This is a genomic window from Lysobacter sp. TAB13 (assembly GCF_052113885.1).
GTDB classification, from domain to species: domain Bacteria; phylum Pseudomonadota; class Gammaproteobacteria; order Xanthomonadales; family Xanthomonadaceae; genus Lysobacter; species Lysobacter gummosus.
Map to the genome: position 1 here is coordinate 1 of NZ_JBFRDR010000363.1, position 372 is coordinate 372.

The following is a 372-nucleotide window of genomic DNA, read 5'->3' on the forward strand; positions in this document are numbered from 1 at the left end:
GCGTGAGCCTGGCCGCGATGATGGATCTGGTGCTGGAAGAGATGCGCGAGCAGGTCGTCGATCCGCTCGGGCACCTTGCCGTCATCGCCGCGATCGGTCTCGACCTGCCGTGCCAGCTCTGCCTCGCTCAGCGCATCGCAGAAGGCGATCAGGCGGCGATCGGTCTGCCCCTGCACGATGAGGAGCGCCGCCGCGTCGAGCGGCCGGAAGGTATCGAAGACGGCCAGCCCGCGCCCGCCTTGCTCCAGCGCATCGAGATAGAACTGATCGACCGAGAGATTGTGGTTCAAGGTCTCGTGGAGCGAGGGGAAGAAGCTCGTGCGCGGCGCCCTGAACGCTTGGTCGTCCAGCTCGGCGCAGGCACGCAGCAGC

Annotated in this window: 1 protein-coding gene; it reads right to left on the reverse strand. The window is 67.2% G+C overall.

Annotation, left to right across the window (positions count from 1 at the left end):
• Positions 1-372: DinB family protein (locus AB4Y92_RS26545; RefSeq protein WP_441822338.1), on the reverse strand; the 372-nt coding region annotated here is incomplete at both ends.